The organism is Gilliamella sp. BG1 (assembly GCF_046635625.1).
Classification (GTDB): domain Bacteria; phylum Pseudomonadota; class Gammaproteobacteria; order Enterobacterales; family Orbaceae; genus Gilliamella; species Gilliamella bombi.
In genome coordinates, this window is the sequence record NZ_JBIDFG010000039.1 from 1 (window position 1) to 3,472 (window position 3,472).

6 protein-coding genes are annotated in these 3,472 nt (G+C 35.3%); all 6 read left to right on the plus strand.

Going from position 1 to position 3,472, the window contains the following annotated elements:
• The first annotated feature begins 239 nt into the window (after positions 1 to 239).
• Positions 240 to 449 carry a hypothetical protein gene (locus ACGH80_RS11605; protein WP_411631200.1) on the plus strand — a complete coding sequence of 70 codons (210 nt, stop codon included), beginning with the start codon at positions 240 to 242 and terminating at the stop codon, positions 447 to 449.
• A gap of 181 nt (positions 450 to 630) precedes the next feature.
• Positions 631 to 1,386 carry a tyrosine-type recombinase/integrase gene (locus tag ACGH80_RS11610; protein ID WP_174799502.1) on the plus strand — a complete coding sequence of 252 codons (756 nt, stop codon included), beginning with the start codon at positions 631 to 633 and terminating at the stop codon, positions 1,384 to 1,386.
• A gap of 15 nt (positions 1,387 to 1,401) precedes the next feature.
• Complete coding sequence (locus ACGH80_RS11615) at positions 1,402 to 2,424, plus strand: Fic family protein (RefSeq protein WP_411631202.1); 1,023 nt, start codon at positions 1,402 to 1,404, stop codon at positions 2,422 to 2,424.
• 97 nt (positions 2,425 to 2,521) lie between these two features.
• On the plus strand, positions 2,522 to 2,770 hold the full coding sequence (locus ACGH80_RS11620) for a transposase (protein WP_065580465.1): 249 nt from the start codon (positions 2,522 to 2,524) through the stop codon (positions 2,768 to 2,770).
• Complete coding sequence (locus tag ACGH80_RS11625) at positions 2,770 to 3,213, plus strand: IS3 family transposase (protein WP_411631204.1); 444 nt, start codon at positions 2,770 to 2,772, stop codon at positions 3,211 to 3,213. The genes ACGH80_RS11620 and ACGH80_RS11625 overlap by 1 nt, the downstream gene beginning before the upstream one ends.
• Positions 3,214 to 3,248: 35 nt before the next feature.
• Positions 3,249 to 3,472, plus strand: a 224-nt coding sequence (locus ACGH80_RS11630) for an integrase core domain-containing protein (RefSeq protein WP_411631206.1), incomplete at its 3' end; no start/stop codon positions are given.

Here is a 3,472-nt window from a genome sequence, read left to right on the forward strand (position 1 = left end):
TTAAAGATGAACATTATTCTAATCGTCGTAAAGGAACATATCGTTTAACAAAAATTTATAAACGTAAATAATTACTATAAATTGTAGGATTTACTAGCGTTGTTTACAGTAATTTGAGAAACTACTGTAATGAATATACATAAAAAACAAAACTAACTAGAAAATATTTATTTGTCGGTATTGATGATTTTTCACGTGAGCTTTATGCCAGTATTTACCCAGATAAATTTCAATTTAGCTTGGCACAGTTTTTACAAAACGATGTGTTAGCCCAATGTCCTTATACTACTACATGTATTTATTCTGATAATGGACGTAAATATCAAGGCACCAGCGAACACCTATTTGCTAAAACGTGTAATAACAACCGTATTAATCAAAAATTCACCAAACCCGCCTGCCCACAAACGAATGGGAAAGCCGAAAGAGTGATACAAACTTTGAATTGAAATATGGCATAATCAGCATATATTTAGCGATTCAAAAGAGAGAAAACAAAACTTAAACGCTTTATTAATTTTTATAATACCGTTAAACCGTATAAAGCGATTTTTGGAAAAACGCCTTATGAGTTTTTAGAGGATTATTTTAACCATAAAGTGTAAACAACTCTGCGTTTTCCTACACATTATGTCTATCGTCGAACGAGGAGCTAATGTCCAAGCTGGAAATGTACTAAGGGAACTTAATGCCGCCTACGAATTTGCTATTGGCTTGGGCAAAATTCGTGGTGATTTCGTTAATCCAGTAATTTTAGCCAAAAATAGCCTCACTATGGCTAAAATAAAACTCACATCTAAGAAAGGTCAGCGTGTTTTATCTGAACATGAATTGAAACAATTTTTAGAATGGTTGCCTACAAGTAAGTTACCAAAGAAAGCTAAACAAATATTTATACTAACATTATATACAGGATGTCGAACAGGTGAATGGTGTAATGCAAATTGGAATGATATCGATTTTGATAAGAAAACATTTCATATTAGATTAACAAAAACGGGCACAGAGCGTTATGTTCAACTTTCTACTTATGCAATTAGTTTGTTAAAAGAGATAAAAGCGACAAGCTCCACAGGCTATTTATTCATATCCCCACTTACATGTAAACCACTATCTCAAAAGAAATTAACCGAATATACATGGTGTTTACGAAGAGACAATGGAATGCTAAGTATACCGCATTGGTCACCTCATGATTTACGACGCACTGTACGCACAGGATTATCTCGATTACAATGTCCGAGTGAGGTCGCTGAAGCTGTATTAGGGCATTCGCGTAAAGGTATTGAAGGTACTTATGATCTACATAGTTATGATAATGAGTGTAGAGAATGGTTACAAAAGTGGGGTGATTATTTAGATGAATTACAGCAAAATTCAAAGTAAGAAAGGATATTTATAATGAGTAAATATTCACCACCCTATAATATTACGCCTGCAATTGTGAATTCTATTGCTGAAATAAGTGAATTATTAGGGCATTGGTCTGCAACAGGTAAGCTAGCATCACCACAACTACGTAAAGAAAACCGTATCCGAACTATTCAAGCATCTTTAGCAATTGAGCATAATAGCTTATCCATAGAGCAAGTTACCGCTATTATGGATGGTAAGCATGTTTTAGGACCTGTGCGTGATGTTCAGGAAGTTCGTAATACAATACTTGCTTATGAAAGAGTTCTACAATGGAATAGTGGCAATATAAAACATTTTCAACAAGCACATAAGCTACTTACTAAGGGGTTAGTCGAATATTCAGGGAATTGGCGTAATAGTGGTGTTGGGATCTATCGAGAAAATCAGCTTATTCATATGGCTCCTCAGGCTGATCGCGTACCAATGTTAATGCAGTCACTTTTTGATTGGTTAAATCAGACAGATACTCATCCTTTAATTAAAAGTTGCATTTTTCATTACGAATTAGAGTTTATTCATCCATTTTCAGATGGAAATGGACGAATGGGGCGTTTATGGCAAACATTGATTCTAAGTGAATGGCGTAAAGAGTTAGCTTGGTTACCTGTTGAAACATTAGTTTGTGAAAATCAAGAAAAATACTATCAAGTACTTGGCGAAGCAGATCGAGCCGGTGATTGTACTTGTTTTATAGACTTCATGTTGCAGACTATTGCGAGTAGTTTAAAAGCAAGTATTACCGACACATCAAATCAAAATAATGTCGGAGAAAATGTCGGAGAATTGTCGGAGAAAAATAACACTATTAAGATTACTCAAACAGCTAAAAACATATTAAAAATACTAAAAAATGATTCAACAGCAACTATCGCCGATCTATCAACACAATTAGGTGTGAGCACTAGAACGATTGAACGTAATCTCAAACAGCTTCAGGAGCAAGGACTATTAAAACGTTTAGGTAGTGCGACTAAGGCTGGTTATTGGAGTGTTGTTTCTTTAGAATAATTTAATATAGGGGTATTGTAACTATCCCCTAAAATAGTACAGCAAAAAAGTAGAAAATTCTCTATGATAAAAGAAAAGGGGATTTAATTATGAAAAAATGACTGAACATCAAATCGTCGCTATTTTAAAAGAAGCTGAAGCGGGTATTCCTGTCAAGGAACTTTGCCGTAAATATGGTATGGGTAATTCAACTTTCTATAAATGGCGGGAAAAATATGGCGGAATGGAAACTTCGGATATCAAACGCTTAAAGGAGCTGGAGGCTGAAAACCGCAAGCTTAAGCAGATGTTTGCCGAACTGAGCTTAAAATCCCAGCTGCAGGAAGAAATAATAAAAAAGCTTTAGTGCCCACAAAGGCACGTAAAACGTGGGCACAGCAACTACAACAAAATCATTCTGTTACTATAGCTATGAGCTGCGCTATCGTTGGCTTAAGCCGTTGTGCTTACTATTATCAACCTAAGTTACAGGATGATTCGGTGATTGTTTCGGTGTTGAATGCTATCACAGACCGGCATTTACGCTGGGGCTTTCCTAAATGCTTTAATCGTATCAAAAAGCTCGGCTATAAATGGAATCATAAACGGGTGTATCGGGTGTATTGTGAATTAAAGCTTAATCTCAGAGTAAAACGAAAAAAACGCATTCCTCCACGATGCCCGGAAAAGCTATTTGTGCCTAATAAACAAGGTGAATATTGGTCAATGGATTTTATGAGTGATAGTAGCCGTAATCAACGTCGCTTTAGAACATTCAATGTCATCGATGACTTTAATCGTGAGCGTTAGGTATTAATATTGCAGTAAGCTTACCAGCAGGAAGAATTACCCGTTACTTAGATAAACTGGCCGAATATCATGGATATCCATTAAAAATACGAGTCGATAATGAACCAGAATTTACAGGAAAAACCTTTATAAACTGGGCTAAATCACATAATATAACCATTGATTATATCCAGCCCGGTAGTCCTTATCAAAATGGCTATATTGAACGATTTAATCGTACCTATCGTACTGAAGTACTCGATTTATATCTTTTTAACAA